We start from the raw sequence: 19,168 nt of genomic DNA, 5'->3' as shown, positions 1-19,168 counted from the left end.
GTACTTTTCCCACGCCCCCACCGGCCCCCGCCCGTGCAGCGCGTACTCCCCCACCATCCGCTCCTTGTAGACCGCCGGGTTGTGCGACGCCACCACCCGGGCGTTCCGCCAGTGCCGGTCCAGCGCACGCGTCCGGTCGGCAGCGGACGCCCCGCCGACCTCGAAGAGCTCGGTCGCCGACCGCAGCACCCGCGGCCCGATCTCGACCTGCGCCTGGTACACGGCGTTCTCGGCCGCGTCGAGCACCACGCGGTCGACGCCGACCCCGGGCTCGTTCGTCGCGACGACCCCGTCGAGCAGCCCCGCAGCGGCGACGACGAGTGACCGGGCGCCGAACGCCCCGGCCGACAGCCGCCCGAGCACCGCGAGCACCTGTGGGTCCTCCCCCGGCACGGCCGCGTTGGCGTGGATGTACGTGCGGGTCCGGGGTCGCACGAAGGCCACGGCGTCGTCGGACACGGCCTGCCCGATCCCGGCGAGGACCGCCAGCAGGTACAGCTGGTAGAAGGCCTGGATGTGCGAGAGCGGGGCGTCCCGGTACGCCGACACCACCGAGGGGTCGACCGACACCCCGTCGAACACGGTGGTGCCGGACGCCGTCAACCGCTGCCCGAACCCGTCCCAGTCGTCGATGCTCCTGATGCCCGGCGCGGAGGCGTCGACGGCGAACGTCACGCGCTCGCCGTCACGGTCCGCCGCCAGGTAGATCCAGTCCGCGTAGAGCGTGCCGGTCGAGTAGAACTTCCGCCCGTCGAGGCGGAGGGAACCACCAGACGGCGTCACCGTCGTCGAGATGTCGGCCAGGGTCGTCCCGGTCCGCTCCGAGGTCGCGTTCCCGACGATCGCGCCGCCGACGATCCGGTCGAGCCACTCGTCCCGCGACGCCGAGTGCGGTCGCAGCAGCACCAGTTCGGTGTACCCGAAGTGTCCCCGCCACAGGTGCGCGATGTTCGAGTCCGCCGCCGCCAGGTCCGCCACCAGGTGCGCGAGTTCGACCAGCGTCACGCCGAAGCCGCCGCGGTCCTCCGGCACGCGCAGCCGCCCGAACCCTGCGTCGGCGAGCGCCCGGACCTCGGCGTGCGGCAGCGGCCGGTCGCCGGGAGTGCCGGACGCGAGCTCACGCTCGACCGCGCCGTCGCGGATGGTCGCGAACACGGGCGCGAAGCGTTCGCGCAGGGTCGCCAGACGGTCGGCCGGGAGGCCCGTCACGGCTCCGTCGGTCGTCGTCGCGGCCGTCATGCGGGCACCTCCACCGCACGGGTCGCGTCGTCCGGGTGGGTCGCGTCGTCGGGGTGGGTCGCGGTCGCGCCGGCACCGCCCGAGAACGCTCCGCGCCACCGCCTGGCGGGGTGCGAGTCCGGCAGCTGCGCGTGGCCGAAGAGCTTCTCGCGCAGGGTCCCCTCGCGGTACTCGGACTGCATCAGCCCGCGCTCCTGCAGGGTCGGCGCGATGTGGTCGACGAACTCCTCGTACGAGCCGGGCAGCGTCCAGTTGATGACGTTGACGCCGTCGACGCCCACGCGCTGCCAGTCGGCGAGCTCGTCGGCGATCTGCTCCGGCGTCCCGACGACCCGGGCGCGGAGCTTGGCGGACAGCCGGGCGAGGTCGGCGATGGTCGGTTCGCGGTCCCCGGCGGCCTCGCGGAGCCACTGCAGGTGCGACTGCCCGGCGTGGGTGCGGACCTCGGACAGCGGGGTGTCCGGGTCGAGGGGCTCCCCGGTGTCGGGGTCGAAGCCGAGGTTCGAGTGCACCAGGAACCCGTCGGCGGCCAGGTACTCGTCGATCTCCGCTTCCTTGGCCTTCGCCTCGGCCTCGGTGGAGCCGGTGACGAAGGTCAGGCCGAGGAAGAACGCGATGTCGTCCCGCTGCCGGCCGGCGGCCTCGGCCAGGTCGCGGGTCTCGCGGATGAGATGTTCGGTGGCGTCCCGGTTCGAGGTCAGGATGAACTGCGCCTCGGCGTTCCGTGCGGCGAAGGCACGGCCGGCCGGCGACGACCCCGCCTGGAACAGCACCGGGGTCCGCTGTGGTGACGGTGCCGACAGGTGCGGCCCCTGCACGTCGTAGCGCTTGCCGTGGTGGTCGATGCGGTGGACCCTGTCGGGGTCGGCGTAGCCACGGACGGGGTCCTTCAGCACGGCGCCGTCCTCCCACGATCCCTCCCAGAGCTTCGCGCAGACCTCGAGGTACTCCTCGGCCCAGACGTAGCGCTCGTCGTGCTCCTCGAGCCGGTCGGCCCCGAAGTTCCGGGCGGCGCTGTCGAGGGCGCTCGTGACGACGTTCCAGCCGATGCGGCCCCGGCTGATGTGGTCGAGCGTGGAGACCTTGCGGGCGAAGTCGAACGGGTGCGCCTGGATAACGCTCGAGGTGAACGCGAGCCCGAGGTGCTCGGTCGACACGGCGAGCGCGGAGAGCAGCACGGAGGGGTCGTTCGAGGGGATCTGCAGCCCCTCGCGCAGGTTGGTCGAGTAGTCGCCGCGACCGGGTCCGTAGGTGCCCACGACGTCGGCGAAGAACATCGCGTCGAACCTGCCGCGCTCGAGGGTCCTCGCCAGGTCGGTCCACAGCGTCACGTCGTCGAAGTCCGCCTGCCGGGCGTCGGGGTGCCGCCACAGGCCGTGCTGGATGTGCGAGGTCGTGTTCATGACGAAGGCCGCGAAGCGCAGCGGGCGGTTCGGTGCATCGCTCATGCGTCCCATGGTGGTCGGCGGGCACCGCCCGACGACAACGACGTGACCTCCCGTTACGCGCGGTGTTCCCCGCGGCCCTGGACGCGACCATGCTCCTGAGGCATGCCGAGCCAGACCACCGTCACCGCGCCTCCAGGCCGTCCCGCCGCACCGTCGACCACCGCGACCCGTCGTCGGGTCGCCCTCGCGTCGTTCGTCGGGACGACCGTCGAGTACTACGACTTCTACCTCTACGCGACGGCCTCGGCGCTGGTGTTCGCACCGACGTTCTTCCCGTCCGTGACGCCGGCCGTCGGGGTCATCGCGTCGTTCGCGACCTACGGCGTCGGGTTCGTGGCGCGGCCGCTCGGCGGTGTGATCGCCGGCCACCTGGGTGACCGGATCGGGCGGAAGAAGCTGCTCGTCGCGTCGCTGGTGCTGATGGGCATCGCGTCCACGTTGATCGGGGTGATCCCGTCCGCCGCGACCATCGGGGTCGGTGCCGTCGTGGCGCTCGTGTTCCTGCGGCTGCTGCAGGGCGTCGCGGCCGGCGCGGAGTGGGGCGGCTCGGCGCTGCTGTCCGTCGAGCACGCGCCGGAGCGGCACCGGGGGCTGTTCGGGGCGTTCACGCAGATGGGGTCGGCCGGTGGGATGCTCCTGGCGACCGGGGTCTTCACGCTCGTGCGGTCCCTGCTCGGCACCGAGGCGTTCCTGGCCTGGGGCTGGCGGCTGCCGTTCCTGTTCTCGGCGGTGATCGTGGCGGTCGGGCTCGTCATCCGGCTCGGCGTGCAGGACGCCCCGGTGTTCCAGGAGCTGCGCGCCTCGGGCGGGGTCGAACGGTTCCCGGTGTGGCAGGCGATCCGGCAGCACCCGCGGTCGATCCTGGTGACGGCGGGCCTGCGCCTCGTGCAGCCGGCGCTGTACTCGATCCTGACGACGTACTCGCTGACCTACCTCGGCAACGTGCGCGGGCCATCGGGCTCGGACGCGGGGTTGCAGGCTGTGCTCGTGATCTCGGCGGTGTCGCTCGTGTCCACGCCGTTCTGGGGGTGGCTGTCGGACCGGGTCGGGCGGCGGGTGCTGACGATCTGGTCGGCGGTGGGCATCGCGGTGCTCATCTGGCCGTTCTTCGCGTTCCTCGACGCCGGGCCGCTCGTGCTGCTGCCGCTCGTGGCGCTGATCGGGATGTGCGTGTTCCACGACAGCATCTACGGGCCGCAGGCGGCCTGGTTCGCGGAGCAGTTCCCGACCGGGCGGCGGTACTCGGGGATGTCGCTCGGGTACCAGATCGGGTCGATCTTCTCGGTGGGGCTGACGCCGCTGCTGGCCGCGGTGTTCGTGCAGCTCGGGGGCGGGTCGCCGTGGATCCTGTGCGGGTACCTCGGGGTGTACGCGGTGCTGACGATCGTGGCGGCGGTGTTCGCGGTGGATCCGCGGGCGGTGGCGCGGCGGGTGCGGCGGGCTGACGTTTCGCGCTGGGCGACAGTTCTCGCCTTCCGGAGGCCGTGAGGTGTCGCTGAGCGCGAAACCTCGGTGCTCGCCGCGGGGCGGCTCGGGCCCGCGCCCTACGTCCGCAGGACCACGTCGGCCAGGGCGGCCGGGTCCTCGGCGGCGATGAAGGCCTGTTCCTGCGCGGCCCAGCGGTCCCACTCGCGTGCGAAGACCTCGCCGTCGCGTCCGATCGCCCGGTCCCACCGCACGGCGTCGTCGGCCTCGAGCCACACCCGCAGGGACGCCAGCGGTGCCGACGCCCGGGACAACGCCCCGCACCCCTCGACCACGATCGGCAGGTCGGGGTCCACCGACGCCCAGTCCGTGGGCGCGTCAGCCGCCCAGTCCCAGCGTCGGAACCCGCTCGGCGCTCCGAGGACGTCCGTCACCACGGCATCGGCAGCCGCACGCAGGCCGTCCCACCCCGGGTACAGGTCGTCCAGGTGCACGAGCTGCGCACCGAGCTGCTCTGAGACCTGTGCTCCGAGGGTGGTCTTGCCCGTGCCGGACCGGCCGTCGATGAGCACGACGGCGCGCCGACTCGTGGCAGCGGCGACACCGGCAGCAGCAGCGGCCAGGCCGGGGGCGAGGTCACCGGCGGTCGTACCCGTCGCGCGCTCGCCGTCCGTCGTGCCGGCTACAGGCGTCGCGTCAGGCACGCCACGTCCCCACGCTCACAGCGACGGCGATCGACACCACGCCGATGCCGACCAGCACCGCCACCATCGCCCACTCCGGCCCGGCGAACCGTGCGACCCGCGCCCAGGTCCGCCGTCCGGGAGCACCGAACCCCCGTGACTCCATCGCCACCGCCAACGTCGTCGCCCGGCGCAGCGCGAGCACGAGCAGCGCGAACGCCATGGTCGCTCCGCGGCGGAGCCGTCCGGAGTCGGCGAGTCCTCGGGCGCGCCGGGCCATCGCGAGCTGTCGCCAGTCGTCGACGAGCAAGGTCATCATCCGGACGGCGGCGAGCGCTCCGAGCACGAACCGCGCGGGCAGCCGGAGCACCTGCGCGAGCCCGTCGGCCAGGTCGGTCGGGTCGACCCGTACGAAGAGCGCGATGGCCGGCACGCCCACCGCGAGGACCCGGAGTGCAGTCGCCAACGCCAGCGTGAGCGACCCGTCGGTGACGTGCGCGAACCCGGGGTCGAACCACTCCCGACCCGAGGGCCTGCCGTACAGCGCGATGCTCACCGCCGTCAGCGGCACCGCGACGAGCACCGGTGCGAGTCGGAGCAGCAGGGTCCGGACCGGCAGGCGCAGGAGCGGCAGCAGAGCGAGTTCGAGCGCCAGGGCGACGGCGGCCGAGACGACGTCGAGGCTGAGCACCAGGCAGACGCCGAGGGCGAGCACACCGACCAGGGAGGCGACCGGCTGGACGCCGGGGATGCCGGTCGCGCGGGCCGGCAGCGGTCGTCGCGCCGGGTCCGTTCGGTCGGTTCCGTCCGCCACGTCCGCCCCATCCGCCGCGTCCGTCCGGTCGTCCGTGTCGGTCCGGTCTGGAGGCCCGGGGCGGCGTCCGGCTGTCGGTCCCGTCTCCGGGGCGGTCGCGACCGACGGCCCCTGGTCGCGCCCGACGGTCCGGGCGCCGTCCGGCCCGAGCACGACCTCGTCGGCGTCGAGTGCCCGGACGAGGTCGCGGTCGTGGGTGACCGCCACCACCGCGGTGCCGGCGTCAGCCAGGGCCCCGAGTCGCCCGACGACGGCCTGCCACGTGGCTCGGTCCTGCCCGGAGGTCGGTTCGTCGAGCACGACGACCGGCGGCCGGGCGGCGATGACCGAAGCGATCGCGAGTCGTCGTTGTTCACCCCCGGACAGGGTGAAGGGGTTGGCGTCGGCCAGGTGTGCCAGCCCGAACTCGTCGAGCAGCGCTGTGGCTCGTTCGGCGGCGTCAGGCGCATCGAGTGCTCGGGGGCCGGCCTCGATCTCCTCGCGGACGGAGCGGGCGACGAACTGGTGCTCGGGGTCCTGGAACACCGTGCCGATCCGGGCGGCGAGTTGGCGGCTCGTCCAGGTGTGCGGCGCTGCGCCGAGACCGTCGGCGAGGGTGTCGGTGGCGTCGAGCTCGCCGGCGGCCGGTGCCAGCAGGCCTGCGAGGGTGAGCCCGAGCGTCGACTTGCCGACGCCGTTCGGGCCGGTGACCGCGAGGACCTGCCCTGCCCGGAGCCCGAGGTCGATGCCGTTCCCGACCGCTTGCTTCCCCCGTGCCGTGCCGAGCCCCCGGGCTTCGAGCAGCACCACCGCCGCCTCGCCGAGCTCTCCCTCGCCGAGCGGGCGGAATGCCGCGGTCGCCCCGCTGGACGCCCCGGGCATTTCGCCCGCTCGTCCGCGCGACGTCATCTCACGCGCTCCCTCGCCGCGCTCCCCCTCGCCGCGCTCTCCCTCGCCGAGCGGGCGGAATGCCGCGGTCGCCCCGCTGGACGCTCCGGGCATTTCGCCCGCTCGTCCGAGCGAACGCCGCAGCCGCCGAGCCGAACCACGCGCCGGCTCGGCACCGGGCGCCCAGACCCCGGCCGCCGTGAGCGCCTCGCCGTGGTCCGCCAGCACCCGGGCCGGCGGACCGTCCGCGACCACGCCGCCGCCTGGTTCGAGCAGCACGAGCCGATCGACCAGGTCCAGCCAGGTGCCGATCCGGTGCTCCACCACGAGCAGCGTCGCCCCGGTCTCGTCGAGCAGTGCCCGGACGGCGTCGTGCACCTGCGCCACGCCGTCCGGGTCGAGGTTCGCGCAGGGTTCGTCGAGCACGAGCGCACCCGGCCGCATCGCGAGCACGCCCGCGAGCGCCAACCGCTGCCGCTGCCCACCGGAGAGCTGCGCGGTGGAACGGTCGAGCGGCAGGTCGAGGCCGACGACGTCGAGCGCCGTCCGCACCCGGTCCCAGGTCTCGTCGCACGCGACGCCGGCGTTCTCGCAGCCGAAGGCCACGTCGTCGCCGACGCGGGACATCACGGTGTGTGCCTCGGGGTCCTGCATGACGAGACCGACACGCCCGCGGACCGCGCGGGGGTCGGCCTCGTCGACCAGGAGTGTCCCCTGCACCGAAGCAGCGGTGTCGTCGGTGGCGTCGGGCTCGTCGGGCAGCACGCCGGCCACCGCTCGCAGGAGCGTCGACTTGCCGGCACCGGACGGCCCGACGACGGCGACCCGCTCCCCCGGCTCGACGGTCAGGTCGACGTCACGGACGGCCCAGGCGTCTCGCTCCGGGTACCGCCAGCCCCAGCCACGGAACACGATCCGCGCCCCGCGCACGCCAACACCTGCGCCGGCGTCGCCGCCGGTGGAAGGGGACGTCGCCGACGGAGCGCGCACGGTCACACCAGGGCGCGGGGCTCGCGGCGGCTGTGCTCGCGGCCGGCCGCGAAGGACGACAGCACCCCGGTGCGGGCGAGAGCCCGGACGATGAGCCACGAGCCCGCCCCCGCGATCACGGCGCCGGAGATCACCGCACAGATCACGTAGACGACCTTGAAGGCGACGTCGAGCCCCGGGTACCAGAGGACGGTGTCGTTGATGCCGAGCGCGAGTCCGGCCGCGGCACCGGCGAGCACGACGACCGGCAGGCGGTAGACGCGGTACAGGAACAGCGCGAGGACGATCTCGGCGCCGAGACCCTGGACGAGCCCGGCCTCGAGCGTGAGCCATCCCCACTGGGTGCCGAACAACGCCTCCACCGAAGCGGCGACCATCTCGCCGTAGAGCGCGGCGCCGGGCTTGCGGACGACGATCGCGACGAGCGGACCGGCGAGCAGCCAGACCCCGCCGAACAGGGCCTTCGTGCCGGGGAGCACGAGGTCCATGACGGCGCTGATGGGCTCGTAGCCGAACTCCCAGAGCCGGAAGACGACTCCGAGGGCCACCGCGAGGACACTCGCGACGACGATGTCGACGACCCGCCAACGCAGCGATCGCCGCGGAGCGGTGGTGACGGTTGTGGACGTGCCTGAAGGCATGCTGCTGACTCCTCCCTGCGCCGGCATGATCCGGATCAGGTTCGACGGTCGGAGCGCCGATCGCTCCCTCTCAGCCCGGCGGTCCCGGACTCCCGTGTGTGTGCCAGCAGTCTAGACGCGGTCGCGACCGCGTGACGTAACGGGAGGCCCGTGGCGGCGTCGCCACGGGCCTCCCGTTGCGTCAGGTGCTCACTTCTTGAGCGCGCGCACCAGCTTGCGGAGGACACGCCCGGTCACCCAGACCAGTGGGATGCTCACGACCATCAGCGAGATCAGATTCGGCTCGAACTCCAGATCCTTGCCCGGTCGGCGGACGTAGGCGCCGACGGGGGCCGACAGGCCGCCGCCACCGCCACCACCGTTCTCGTCGTCCCCGCCGCCTCCGAAGCCGAACCAGCTGACGGACACGGGGATGAGGGTCTGGTCGCCGACCTCGACGGGTTCTCCGTAGTTCGTGGAGACCCCGAGCGGGCGGACCTGGTCTGCGATCTTCGAGACGATGTTGGCCATGCGCGCGACGCTACTCGTCCGTTCCTCCACAGGCCGCGGGGCGCATCACGCATCCACAGCTGGGCCTTGTCTGCGGACGCGGACGAGCGCCGCCGATATGTTGGCCGCACCCACACCTGGAGGACCGTTTGCACACCTGGCCCGGAAACCCGTACCCGCTCGGGGCGACCTACGACGGGAGCGGCACGAACTTCGCGCTGTTCTCCGAGGTCGCCGAGCGCGTCGAACTCTGTCTGTTCGATTCCGACGGCAACGAAGAATGCGTCCGCCTGCTCGAGGTGGACGCCTACGTCTGGCACGCGTACCTCCCCAACATCGGCCCCGGGCAGCAGTACGGCTTCCGCGTGCACGGCCCGTACGACCCGGACTCCGGCGCGCGCTGCAACCCGTCGAAGCTCCTGCTCGACCCGTACGCCAAGGCGACCAGCGGCGAGATCGACTGGGACCAGTCGCTCTTCTCGTACACGTTCGGCGACCCGGACTCGACCAACGACGAGGACTCCGCGTCGCACATGATGAAGGGCGTCGTGATCAACCCCTTCTTCGACTGGCAGGGGGATCGTCCGCCGCGCACGCCGTACGGCGAGACCGTCATCTACGAAGCGCACGTCAAGGGGCTCACCGAGACCCACCCGGACGTGCCGGAAGAGCAGCGCGGCACCTACGCCGGCGTCGCCCACCCCGCGGTCATCGAGCACCTGCAGCGCCTCGGCGTCACCACGCTCGAGCTCATGCCGGTGCACCAGTTCGTGAACGACTCGACCCTGCAGGACAAGGGGCTGTCGAACTACTGGGGCTACAACACCATCGGCTTCTTCGCGCCGCACTCGGCGTACTCGTCGTCGGGCGACCAGGGCCAGCAGGTCCAGGAGTTCAAGACGATGGTGCGCGAGCTGCACCGCGCCGGCATCGAGGTCGTCCTCGACGTCGTCTACAACCACACCGCCGAGGGAAACCACCTCGGCCCGACGCTGTCGTTCCGCGGCATCGACAACGCGGCCTACTACCGCCTGGTCGACGACGACAAGAAGTTCTACATGGACTACACGGGCACGGGGAACTCGCTCAACGTCGGGCACCCGCACTCGCTGCAGCTCATCCTCGACTCGCTCCGCTACTGGGTGACCGAGATGCACGTCGACGGATTCCGCTTCGACCTCGCCTCGGCGCTGGCCCGCGAGTTCTACGAGGTCGACCGGCTGTCGGCCTTCTTCGAACTGGTGCAGCAGGACCCGATCGTGTCGCAGGTCAAGCTCATCGCCGAGCCGTGGGACGTCGGCCCCGGTGGCTACCAGGTCGGCAACTTCCCGCCCCAGTGGTCCGAGTGGAACGGCAAGTACCGCGACACCGTCCGTGACTTCTGGCGCGGTGAGTCGTCGACGCTCGGTGAGTTCGCCTCGCGGATCTCCGGCTCGGCCGACCTGTACGAGCACGACGGCCGCACGCCCAAGGCGAGCATCAACTTCATCACCGCGCACGACGGCTTCACGCTGTACGACCTGGTGGCCTACAACGAGAAGCACAACGAGGCCAACGGCGAGGACAACAACGACGGCGAGAGCCACAACCGGTCGTGGAACTCCGGAGCCGAGGGCCCGACCGACGACGAGGCCGTGAACGCCCTGCGGCTGCAGCGTCGCCGGAACTTCCTGGCGACCCTGCTCCTGAGCCAGGGTGTGCCGATGATCGCGCACGGAGACGAGCTCGGCCGGTCGCAGTCCGGCAACAACAACGTCTACGCGCAGGACTCCGAGCTCAGCTGGATCGACTGGGACAGCGCGGACGAAGACCTCATCCAGTTCACCGCCGACGTGGTGAAGCTGCGGCACGACCACCCCACGTTCCGCCGGACCCGGTACTTCAACGGTCGTCCTGTCCGACGTGGCGAGGGCGAGCCGCTGCCCGACGTGGTGTGGCTGACCCCCTCGGGCGACGCGATGGACCCCGAGGACTGGGACTCCGGCTTCGGCAAGAGCGTCGGCATGTACCTGAACGGCGAGGGCATCCGCGGACGCGACGCCCGTGGTGAGCGCGTCACCGACGTCGGCTTCATCACGTACTTCAACGCCCACGACGACGTCGTGACCTTCACGCTCCCACCCGAGGAGTACTCCCCCGGCTGGACCGTCCGGATCGACACCGCCGACCCCGGCGCGCGCGACGAGGTGCTCGACGCGGGTACCCCGCTCGACGTCCCCGCCCGGTCGATGATCGTGCTGCGTGCCGAGCCCGACCACGAGGTCACCAGCACCCCGGTCGACGCCGAGCAGGACGGCGCCCCAGCACCGGACGCCCCGCAGGACTCCGTCACACCGGTGAACCCGGCCGGTTCCACCGCACCGAGCGGAACCGCCCGATGACCGCCGGAACGCCCGGCGCCGCGAACCGCGTCCCCGCGTCGACCTACCGGCTGCAGGTCTCGGCCGACTTCGACCTCGATGCCGCACGCGACCTGGTCGACTACGTGCACGACCTCGGTGCCGACTGGCTGTACCTGTCGCCGGTGCTGCAGGCCGAGTCCGGGTCGAACCACGGCTACGACGTGGTCGACCACACGCGGGTCGACACCGACCGTGGTGGCGACCAGGCGATGCGGGCGTTGGCCGAGGCCGCGCACGCCGTCGGCCTCGGGGTCATCGTCGACGTGGTGCCGAACCACGTCGGCGTCGCGACCCCCGAGTCGAACCCGTGGTGGTGGTCCCTGCTCGAACTCGGGCAGGGCTCCCCCGTGGCCTGGGCCTTCGACGTGGACTGGGAAGCCGGCGACGGCAAGCTCCGCGTCCCGGTGCTCGACGACCGGCTGCTCGACGCCGTCACGCTCGACACGTCCGACGCCGAGCGTCCGGTGCTCCGCGTCGGCGAGACCGCCTACCCCACCGCCCCCGGAACGGTGCACGACGGCGACACCGTCGAGACCGTGCACGACCGCCAGCACTACGCGTTCGTGCACTGGAAGCGCGCCGACCACGACCTGAACTACCGCCGGTTCTTCGCGGTGAACACCCTCGCGGCGATCCGCGTCGAGGAGCCCGAGGTCTTCGCGGCCTCGCACGGGGTCATCGGCGGCTGGTTCCGCGACGGACTCGTCGACGGCCTGCGCATCGACCACCCGGACGGGCTGTACGACCCGGCGGGCTACCTGCAGGACCTGGCGGAGCTGACCGGTGGGGCCTACACCCTCGTCGAGAAGATCCTCGAGCCGGGCGAGCAGCTGCCGAGTTCGTGGCCGGTCGACGGCACCACCGGGTACGACGCCCTCGGGGTGCTCGACCGCGTGTTCGTCGACCCCGCGGGCGAACAGGCGCTGACCGCGGCGTCGGGCGCCGAACCGACCGACTGGCAGCAGCTCACGCACGACACCCGACGGGGCATCGCAGACGGCATCCTCGGCAGCGAGGTCGAGCGGCTCGCACGCCTGCTCGCACCGAGCGCCGTGACGGAGACGATCACGCACGAGCGGATCGTCGACGCGGTCGCCGAGATCGTGGCCTCGTTCGACGTGTACCGCACGTACCTGCCCGAGGGCGCCCACCACCTCATCACCGCGCTCGAGCGCGCCGCCGAGGCCCGCCCGGACCTCGACGACGTCATCGACCGGATCGCACCGGCACTCGTCGACCCGACGGACGCCGCGGCAGTCCGACTGCAGCAGACCAGCGGCATGGTGATGGCGAAGGGTGTCGAGGACACGGCGTTCTACCGCACCTCGCGCCTGTCGTCCCTGAGCGAGGTCGGCGGCGACCCGAGCGTCTTCGCGGTCTCGGTCGCGGACTTCCACCAGGCCCAGCGCGAACGGCTCGGCAGCTGGCCGCACACCATGACGACGCTCACCACGCACGACACGAAGCGCAGCGAGGACACCCGCGCCCGCATCGCCGTGCTGGCCGAGCTCGGCGACGAGTGGGCCGCCACGCTCGAGCGTCTGCAGTCGCTCGTGCCGTTGCAGGACCGCGTGTTCGCCGACCTGCTCTGGCAGGCGATCGTCGGCGCCCGGCCCGCCAGCCGTGAGCGTCTGCACGCGTACGCCGAGAAGGCCTCCCGCGAAGCCGGTGACAGCACCACCTGGACCGAGCCCGACGAGGCGTTCGAGCAGCAGATGCACGCGATCGTCGACGCCGCGTTCGACGACCCGGACGTGGTCGCCGTGCTCGACGCCCTCGACGAGCAGATCGACGCCGCCGGGTGGTCGAACGGTCTCGCCCAGAAGCTCGTGCAGCTCACCGCCCCGGGCGTCCCCGACGTCTACCAGGGCACCGAGTTCTGGGACCGCTCGCTCGTCGACCCCGACAACCGTCGTCCGGTCGACTACGCCGAGCGGCGTCGCGTGCTCGCCGAGCTCGACGGCCCGGACGACGACGGCCCCGAGGACCTGCCGACCATCGGCATCGACGGTGCCGCGAAGCTCCTGGTCACGACCCGCGCACTGCGCATCCGTCGGGACCACCCGGAGCTGTTCACCCGGTACCTGGAGCTCGAGGCCACCGGCAGCGCGGCCGACCACGTCATCGCGTTCGACCGCGGCGGTGCCGTGACGATCGCGACGCGTCTGCCGATCGGCCTCGGCCGCGTCGGCGGTTGGGGCGACACGCTGGTGCACGCCGTCCCCGTCGAGCGCATCGACCTGCTCACCGGCCGACGCGTCCCCGCCGACCGCGGGATCGCGCTGGCCGACCTGCTCACCACCTACCCGGTCGCGCTCCTCGTGCCCGCCGACGCGGTCGGTGCAGCCGGCCACGCCGACGCGGTGACCGCCGTGTCCGACGCGAGCGGTGCCTCCCGGCCCGCCGCCGGCCGCACGCCGGACGCCACCGAGACCGACGCGCAGGCCGAGATCGACATCCTGGAGGGTCACGCATGACCGCACCTGACCGTTACGCCGTCTGGGCGCCCGAGCCGGACCGGGTCCGGCTCGTCGTCGACGACGTCGAGTACCCGCTCACCAAGGGCGACGACGACTGGTGGTCCACCGACGCCGTGATGCCGGTCGTCGGCGCACGGTACGGGTTCCGCATCGGCGACGACGACGCGGTCCGACCGGACCCGCGCAGCCGCTACCAGCCCGAGGGCGTGCACGGCCCGTCCGAGGTCGTCGACCCCGCACGGTTCGCGTGGACCGACGAGTCGTGGACCGGACGCTCGGCCCGCGGCGCCGTGATCTACGAGATGCACGTCGGCACCTACACGCCCGAGGGCACGCTCGACGCTGCCGCCCAGAAGCTGGACCACCTGGTCGAGCTCGGGGTCGAGTTCGTCGAGCTGCTCCCCGTCAACGCCGTCAACGGCGAGTGGAACTGGGGCTACGACGGGGTCGGCTGGTTCTCCGTGCACGCCCCGTACGGCGGCCCGGACGCCTACGACCGGTTCGTCGACACGGCGCACGCGCTGGGGCTCGGGGTCATCCAGGACGTCGTCTACAACCACCTCGGTCCGAGCGGCAACTACCTGCCGCTGTACGGCCCGTACCTGCTGGCCGGGCTCGGCAACACCTGGGGTGACTCGGTGAACGTCGAGCACCCCGAGGTCCGCCGGTACGTGCTCGACAACGTGCGCATGTGGTTCCGCGACCACCACGTCGACGGGCTCCGGCTCGACGCCGTGCACGCGATCCGCGACACAACGCGCCCGCACGTGCTGGCCTCGATGGCCGACGAGACCGACGCCTACTCGTCGTTCATCGGGCGTCCGCTGTCGCTCATCGCGGAGTCCGACCTCAACGACCCGGTGATGTTCCGGCCGCGCGAGGCCGCCGGTTACGGCCTCGCCGGGCAGTGGTCGGACGACTTCCACCACGCCGTGCACGTGGCGCTCACCGGCGAGACGAACGGCTACTACGCCGACTTCGCTCCGCTGTCGGCGCTGGCGAAGGTGCTCGAGGACGGCTTCTTCCACGACGGCACCTGGTCGTCGTTCCGCGGCAAGCGGCACGGCCGGCCGATCGACCGCGGGACCTCCCCCGCGACGGCCCTGGTCGTCGCGAACCAGAACCACGACCAGATCGGCAACCGCGCCGCCGGCGACCGGCTCGCCGCGACGCTCGACGACGAGGGGCTCGTGATCGCCGCGGCCCTGACGCTGCTCGGGCCGTTCACGCCGATGCTGTTCATGGGCGAGGAGTTCGCGGCCTCGACACCGTGGCAGTTCTTCACCTCGCACCCGGAGCCCGAGCTCGGCAAGGCCACCGCCGAAGGGCGCATCGCCGAGTTCGCCGAGCACGGGTGGGACGAGTCAGCGGTGCCGGACCCGCAGGACCCGACGACGTTCACCAACTCCAAGCTCGACTGGGCCGACGTCAGCTCGGAGCGCGGTGCGGCGATCCTGCGTGCCTACCGGGTGCTCATCGCCCTGCGGCGCACCGACCAGGCGTTCGTCGACCACCGCTACGAGGCGAACGCCGTCCGCTTCAGCGAGGACCGGCGTTGGCTGGTGCTCACCCGCGGGCTGCTCGGCCCCGATGTGGCTCCGGTGCACGTCGTGGTGAACTTCGCCGACGACGCAGCCGAGGTCCCGGTGCCCGACGCCGTGGGCGAGGAGCTCTACGGCTTCGGCGCGACCGAGGTGGACGCCGGCGTCGTCCGGTTCCGCGGCCGCGGCGTGGTTGTGCTGCGCTAGCCAACCGCGTGCTGCGCGAGCCAACCGCGAGCCGCAGCTCCGCACGCACGAACTCCGCACGCACGAACGGCGACGAACCCACCGGGTCCGTCGCCGTTCGTGCGTTCGTGTGTCCCCGCCTCAGGCGGCGTGGTCGGAGACCGCGTGCGCGTTCTTCCGCACCGAGGGCAGCTTGCGGTGGTCCTTGAGCAGGGACCGGGTCTCGCGGATCCGGCGGTCGATGCCCCACTTCGTCACGAGCGCCAGGCTCTCGCGCACGATGTTGCCGCTCATCTTCGAGACGCCGAACTCCCGCTCGGTGAAGGTGATCGGCGTCTCCACGACCCGCAGACCCGCTTCAAGAGCACGCCAGCACAGGTCCACCTGGAAGCAGTACCCCTTCGACGCCACACCGGCGAGGTCGATCCGCTCGAACGCCCGCGACGTGAAGACCCGGAACCCGCCGGTGGCGTCGCGCACCGCGATGCCCAGGGCGAGACGCGTGTACAGGTTGCCACCGCGCGAGAGCAGGAGGCGGTACCAGGGCCAGTTCTCGACCTTGCCGCCCTTGATCCACCGGGAGCCGAGCACCAGGTCGTTCGAGTCCGCGAGCTCGAGCATCCACGGCAGGTACTCGGGGTGGTGGGAGCCGTCGGCGTCCATCTCGACGAGCTTGGCGTAGCCGTGTTCCAGGCCCCACGCGAAGCCGGACAGGTACGCGCCGCCCAGGCCGTCCTTGACGGTGCGGTGCATGACGTGCACCCGATCGGTCTCGCGGGCGATGGCGTCCGCGATGTCGCCGGTGCCGTCGGGTGAGTTGTCGTCGACGACGAGCACGTGCACGGAGTCGTCGGTCGCGGCCAACGTGCGCTCGACGATCGGCCGGACGTTCTCGGCTTCGTCGTAGGTCGGGATGATGACCAGGGTCTCGCTCATGGTGCTCCTCGTGCTCGCAGTCGAATGTATCGCTGGCTTGGTGGGTCAATCCGACGAGAGGTCTGCGAACACGATCAGATTGTCCGTGTAGTGCCCGGTGGCGGTGTCGAACGTGCCGTCGCAGGTGATGAGTCGGAGTTGCGGAGTAGGGGTGGGGCCGTAGACGTCGCTCGTCGGGAACGCCGACTTGGCGGCGCGTTCGGAACGGTCCACGGTGAAGGTGCGGGTGCTGCCGTCGGACATCCGGACGTGGACCCCGTCGCCGGCGACCAGTTCGTCGAGCCGGAAGAACACCGCGGCGCTCGTGGGGCTGTCGACGTGACCGGCGATGACGGCGGGGCCGACCTCGCCGGGGACGATCCCGTCGCTGAACCAGCCCGCGCTGTCCCAGTCGACGGGCGGGTCGAGTTCTCCGGCAGCGCCGCGGTGCAGGTCCTCGAGCGAGGACCGCACGCCGATGGCCGGGATCGACACGCTGACCGGTGTGGCCGTCGAGCGGGCCTCGGGTGCGGCCGGATCCTGGAACCCGTCGGTGCCGGAACCCGAGGACGAAGAAGACGACTGCGACGGGGACGCTGACGCCGACGACGCGGCACGCTCCCCCGCGCCGCCGCCCACCGTCGACGCGACCGCCACCCCGGCCACGCCCCCGACCACCACGACGGCGGCGACCACGGCACCGATGACCACGCCTCGGCGCCGGACGGCCGAGACGCGCCCGGCGCTCCGACGGCCGCTCACGAGCCGGCTCCGACGTCGCTGGCACAGCCCCCGAGCACGTCGGAGGTCAGCATCGTCGAACCGATGGCCAGCCAGGCGTCTCCGTAGTAGGTCGGTGTGGTCGCCGCCGTCCGGGCGGCCCGCTCGAGGTCGTCGGCAGCCGCACGGGAGGAACCCGCGGCCTGCTCGGCAGCGGCCCGCGCGGTGTAGGCCAGCGCGTTCGTGTCCTGCGTCACCGGGGTGCCACCGAGGTCGAGCTGCGAGGCGAGCCGCGTCGTCCGTCCGAGCGTGGGCGCGAGGGCCGCCGCGAGCTCCCGGTCGGGCGCCGAACACGCCTCGGCGTACCGGAGCGGCGTCCGCATCGCGTCGTACCCGTAGAGCACGCGCCCGTCCCCACCGACGGGCGGCATCGGGTCCACCGATCCGTCGGCGTGGACCTGGGACCAGTCGCTGGGCAGGTCGGAGGCGTCCAGCACGGCGGCCGTCGCGGCGCGCGAACCCCGGTTCAGCGCGTTCCAGCGGTCGTCCCCGGTGGCGTCCGCCAGCACCGAGAAGGCCACGGGCGAGGCGTACGAGGCGTTGTACCGGTAGGGCTCCTGATCCGCCCACGGTCCGGGCAGCAGGATCGTGCCGAGGTCCGTCCGGGCCGTCTCGTGCTGGAGGATCCCCGCCGCGATGCGCTTCCCCGCGGCGGTGTACCGGTCGTCGTCCCAGGCCTTCCCCGCGAGCACGAGGGCCCGGGCGGCGTCGAGGTCGGCGTCGCTCGCGGACTGCTCGTCGGCGACGCCCCCGTCGGACGTCCACCGCCACGCCAGCAGGTCGTCGTCGGTGAGCAGGTGGTCCCTCGTCCACTCCCAGATCGCGTCGAAGCGCGCACGGTCGTCGTTCGCGTAGGCGATGAGCAAGCCGTACGCCTGCCCCTCGCTGACGGTGTCACCACCCTGGTCGGTGCGGACGACGCGACCGTCCTCGACGTAGCGGTCCAGGAACGCCGACCGCAGCTGCTGCGGCGAGCGCGCCGCGTCGGGCGCGGTGGTCGAGGTCGGGGTCGCCGTGCCGCGAGCGGCGGTCGTGGTGCTCGACGACCAGGGGCGGACCGCGACGATCGCGACGACGATGGCGACGATGACGGCCGCCGCGGCGGCGACCGGTATCCAGGTCCTGCGGGTCATGCTGGCCTGCCTCTCCGGGGATGGTGGGGGGGGTCGAAGAGGAGGCGCGGATCGCGTGGGCCGTGCAGCGCACGTGATCCGCGCCTCCAGTCCGGGGCGTCAGCGGAACAGCGAGCGGAGCATCGCGACGGCCGCGTGGACCGCCTCGGTCACCGGACGGTCAGCGGCTGTGCCGCCACCGCCGGTCTGCACCCCGCCGGACGGGGTGGCGGCGGTCGCGGCGGCGTCCGTCACGGGCACGACCGTCAGGTTGCCCTTGCTGTCGTCGAGGACGAACAGGGTCGAGACGGTGTTGCCGGCGAGGTCGACCTTCGCGGTGCCCCGCTGGCCGCTGCCGGAGACGTCGAGCGACCACTTGCCGGCGTCGACCGTTGCGTACTTGGTGGCGGTGCCGAAGGTGGCATCCTCGGCGATCGGGGTGCCGTCGGAGGTCTGCACGTCGACGCGCTTCGCGGTGGTGGCGGCCTGCACGAGCCGGAGCTTCGCCTTGCCGTCGCCGGGCTGCTGCAGGTCGTCGGTGAACGCGGTCGTCTTCAGCCCGTCGTTCTTGCCGTAGGCGACGACGGTGCTGGCGTCGCCCTTCTGCACGGTGACGTCGGTGGAGATGACCGGGGTGGAACCCGGCGCGTCGGCGGCGCGCATCGACAGGACGTAGGTGCCGACCGGCAGCTTCTCGTACGGGCTGACCTGGCCGTAGGTGACGTCGTCGAGTTCGAAGACGGTCTTCCCCCCGGCGAGGCTGGACAGTTCGACGTCGACGCCCTTCGTGTCCGGCGACAGGTGTCCGACGCGGAGCCAGCCCTGGTCGGCGGTCGCGGCGGAAGCGGTCTGGGGGGCGGCGAGCCCGACGGTCGCGGCGACGAGTGTGGCGGCGAGCGCTCCGATGACGACGGTGCGGCGGCGGTTCGTGGTGTGTGCGGTCATGATGGTGCTCCTTCGGGTCGAGGTGCGGTTGGCGTGCGGTCGTCGTGTCGAGGTGTGGTTCGTGGGGTTGTCATCCGGGCCGCCGCGCGAGCGGGCGGAATGCCAGGGTGTGCGCCGGAGTCCCCCGGGCATTTCGCCCGCTCGTCCAGCGGGCGTTCCGCCCCGACGTGTTCGCGGGGAGCGGTTCCGCGGCCGATCCGGCGAGCGGGCG

General features: G+C 72.3%; 14 protein-coding genes and 1 riboswitch. Of the genes, 4 read left to right on the top strand and 10 right to left on the bottom strand.

All coding sequences use genetic code 11. The annotated features are described in order from the left end of the window. A partial coding sequence (locus tag DEJ00_RS08855; RefSeq protein WP_111057067.1) for an acyl-CoA dehydrogenase family protein occupies positions 1–1,239 on the bottom strand: 1,239 nt, incomplete at its 3' end. Further along, positions 1,236–2,687 carry an LLM class flavin-dependent oxidoreductase gene (locus tag DEJ00_RS08850; protein WP_220038854.1) on the bottom strand — a complete coding sequence of 484 codons (1,452 nt, stop codon included), beginning with the start codon at positions 2,685–2,687 and terminating at the stop codon, positions 1,236–1,238. The genes DEJ00_RS08850 and DEJ00_RS08855, both read right to left, overlap by 4 nt. A gap of 102 nt (positions 2,688–2,789) precedes the next feature. On the opposite strand from DEJ00_RS08850, the gene DEJ00_RS08845 reads away from it, so the two are divergent. Next, positions 2,790–4,175 carry an MFS transporter gene (locus tag DEJ00_RS08845; RefSeq protein WP_111057066.1) on the top strand — a complete coding sequence of 462 codons (1,386 nt, stop codon included), beginning with the start codon at positions 2,790–2,792 and terminating at the stop codon, positions 4,173–4,175. 56 nt (positions 4,176–4,231) lie between these two features. On the opposite strand, the gene DEJ00_RS08840 is transcribed toward DEJ00_RS08845, so the two are convergent. The 4 genes from DEJ00_RS08840 to DEJ00_RS08825 all read right to left on the bottom strand — a co-directional run bounded on the left by DEJ00_RS08840 (position 4,232) and on the right by DEJ00_RS08825 (position 8,617). Then, positions 4,232–4,816: an ATP-binding protein gene (locus DEJ00_RS08840; RefSeq protein ID WP_258373604.1), complete on the bottom strand. Its 585-nt coding sequence runs from the start codon at positions 4,814–4,816 to the stop codon at positions 4,232–4,234. Next, positions 4,809–7,406: an ATP-binding cassette domain-containing protein gene (locus tag DEJ00_RS18900; RefSeq protein ID WP_309148138.1), complete on the bottom strand. Its 2,598-nt coding sequence runs from the start codon at positions 7,404–7,406 to the stop codon at positions 4,809–4,811. Before DEJ00_RS18900 ends, DEJ00_RS08840 begins: the two co-directional genes overlap by 8 nt. Positions 7,407–7,468: 62 nt before the next feature. Beyond that, positions 7,469–8,107 carry an ECF transporter S component gene (locus DEJ00_RS08830; protein WP_111057089.1) on the bottom strand — a complete coding sequence of 213 codons (639 nt, stop codon included), beginning with the start codon at positions 8,105–8,107 and terminating at the stop codon, positions 7,469–7,471. Beyond that, a riboswitch (TPP riboswitch) is annotated at positions 8,102–8,213 on the bottom strand. It overlaps the preceding gene by 6 nt. An 83-nt stretch (positions 8,214–8,296) precedes the next feature. Further along, entirely contained in the window at positions 8,297–8,617 is a 321-nt protein-coding gene (locus tag DEJ00_RS08825; RefSeq protein WP_111057064.1) for a hypothetical protein, read from the bottom strand. 128 nt (positions 8,618–8,745) lie between these two features. Between DEJ00_RS08825 and glgX the strand changes: the two genes are divergently transcribed. From glgX to treZ, 3 genes are read left to right on the top strand one after another with little or no spacing between them, the layout of a single operon-like run. Further along, the gene (glgX, locus tag DEJ00_RS08820; RefSeq protein ID WP_111057063.1) at positions 8,746–10,977 is read left to right on the top strand and encodes a glycogen debranching protein GlgX; all 2,232 of its coding nucleotides are present in this window, start codon (positions 8,746–8,748) and stop codon (positions 10,975–10,977) included. Then, positions 10,974–13,475 (top strand): malto-oligosyltrehalose synthase, encoded by a 2,502-nt coding sequence (treY, locus tag DEJ00_RS08815; protein ID WP_111057062.1) that lies wholly within the window; start codon positions 10,974–10,976, stop codon positions 13,473–13,475. The genes glgX and treY overlap by 4 nt, the downstream gene beginning before the upstream one ends. Continuing rightward, entirely contained in the window at positions 13,472–15,226 is a 1,755-nt protein-coding gene (gene treZ, locus DEJ00_RS08810; RefSeq protein WP_111057061.1) for a malto-oligosyltrehalose trehalohydrolase, read from the top strand. The genes treY and treZ overlap by 4 nt, the downstream gene beginning before the upstream one ends. A 120-nt stretch (positions 15,227–15,346) precedes the next feature. On the opposite strand, the gene DEJ00_RS08805 is transcribed toward treZ, so the two are convergent. The 4 genes from DEJ00_RS08805 to DEJ00_RS08790 form a co-directional block, all read right to left on the bottom strand. Then, on the bottom strand, positions 15,347–16,141 hold the full coding sequence (locus tag DEJ00_RS08805) for a polyprenol monophosphomannose synthase (protein WP_111057060.1): 795 nt from the start codon (positions 16,139–16,141) through the stop codon (positions 15,347–15,349). Positions 16,142–16,186: 45 nt separating this feature from the next. Continuing rightward, positions 16,187–16,882 (bottom strand): class F sortase, encoded by a 696-nt coding sequence (locus DEJ00_RS08800; protein WP_181440131.1) that lies wholly within the window; start codon positions 16,880–16,882, stop codon positions 16,187–16,189. After that, on the bottom strand, positions 16,879–18,033 hold the full coding sequence (locus tag DEJ00_RS08795) for a glycosyl hydrolase family 8 (protein ID WP_111057059.1): 1,155 nt from the start codon (positions 18,031–18,033) through the stop codon (positions 16,879–16,881). Before DEJ00_RS08795 ends, DEJ00_RS08800 begins: the two co-directional genes overlap by 4 nt. A gap of 99 nt (positions 18,034–18,132) precedes the next feature. Then, positions 18,133–18,957 (bottom strand): DUF4397 domain-containing protein, encoded by an 825-nt coding sequence (locus tag DEJ00_RS08790; RefSeq protein WP_181440130.1) that lies wholly within the window; start codon positions 18,955–18,957, stop codon positions 18,133–18,135. Positions 18,958–19,168: the final 211 nt, after the last annotated feature.

Source organism: Curtobacterium sp. MCLR17_039, from assembly GCF_003234745.1.
In the GTDB taxonomy this organism is placed as follows: Bacteria; Actinomycetota; Actinomycetes; order Actinomycetales; family Microbacteriaceae; genus Curtobacterium; species Curtobacterium flaccumfaciens.
The sequence above is the reverse complement of the archived record's forward strand: the minus strand, read 5'-3'. Positions and strand labels throughout refer to the sequence as shown.